This window comes from Arthrobacter sp. 10T413_2 (assembly GCF_056394205.1).
Genome location: NZ_JBFTHK010000359.1, coordinates 1 through 1,110 on the forward strand (window position 1 = coordinate 1; position 1,110 = coordinate 1,110).

Annotated in this window: 2 protein-coding genes; one reads left to right on the top strand and one right to left on the bottom strand. The window is 64.1% G+C overall.

Features of this window, described 5'->3' with window-relative positions:
* Positions 1 to 108 precede the first annotated feature (108 nt).
* Positions 109 to 561 (top strand): helix-turn-helix domain-containing protein, encoded by a 453-nt coding sequence (locus tag AC1DBQ_RS23435; protein ID WP_066434909.1) that lies wholly within the window; start codon positions 109 to 111, stop codon positions 559 to 561.
* 60 nt (positions 562 to 621) lie between these two features.
* On the opposite strand, the gene AC1DBQ_RS23440 is transcribed toward AC1DBQ_RS23435, so the two are convergent.
* The coding region (locus AC1DBQ_RS23440) for a MarR family winged helix-turn-helix transcriptional regulator (protein ID WP_476930772.1) at positions 622 to 1,110 on the bottom strand (489 nt) is incomplete at its 5' end.

Sequence of the window (1,110 nt, forward strand, 5' to 3'; positions counted from 1 at the left end):
GTTGTTACATTGTGTCGCTTCCAAATAAGGGAGGCGCCTAGGATGAAAACATCAGCAGAGTCCGCCCCCACCGGCGGACTCGACAGTACGAGGAGCAAKGCGATACAGATGGTAAAGCAGCCCGTATCCGTAAACGGCGTTGTCCGCTGGAAGGATGTGGGCCTCGCCGATCAGGCAAAGAGCGAACAGAAGGAGCGCAAGATGGTAGTACTTCGTCACGAAATCGGTGATGTCCTGCGCGATGTCCGCCAGCGCCAAGGCCGTACCCTCCGTGAAGTTTCGCACAGTGCCCGTGTGTCCCTGGGCTACCTGAGTGAAGTGGAACGCGGCCAGAAGGAAGCCTCCTCGGAGTTGCTGTCCTCGATCTGCTCGGCCCTCGACGTTCCGCTCTCAAGCATGCTCCGCGAAGTCAGCGACCGGGTCGCGGTCGCCGAGGGTGTCGCGGTTCCGGACACCGTCCCGCAGGAGTTCGCGCAGCGCTACGGCCGCGACCTCGACCGAGAACTCAACTCCGACCTCAACGACGAACTGGCGAAGGGCCTCCTTTCCGGAGCACGCTAGACGCCAACTCACAGACGTTAGAAAAGGACCCCCGGCTCGGCCGGGGGTCCTTTTCGAGTCTCAGGCGTGTTCGTCCCGGGGGAAGCCATCGCGTTCGTAGGTGGCATTGAGCTTTGCCATGTAGGTGGCGAGCGCCTGCAGGTCTTCGGCCGGCCACTGCGCCAGGCGCTTCCGGAACACCTCACGCCGGGCGTCCTGGACCTGGTGCATCCTTTCCTCGCCCTCGGGCGTCAGGCGGATGGCCTGCGCCCGGCCATCGAKGGGATCCGCTTCCTTCGACACGAGGCCGAGGCCCTCCAGGAACGCGATCTGCCGGCTGACCGAGGGTTTGCCGACGCCGATGCTGGACGCGAGATCGGTCAGCCGGATAGGTCCTTGCTTGCGGATCACGGTGAGCAGTCCGTAGGCAGCGGGTTCCACGTCCGGGTGGACCTCGCGGGAGAGTTGATTGGAAATGGACCGGCCGCGACGCCAGAGCAGGCTCAGCTGGTTTTCGACGGCGTTCAGGGCGGCATCGGCGTCAACGACGGCGTCAACGCCGGCGTCTCC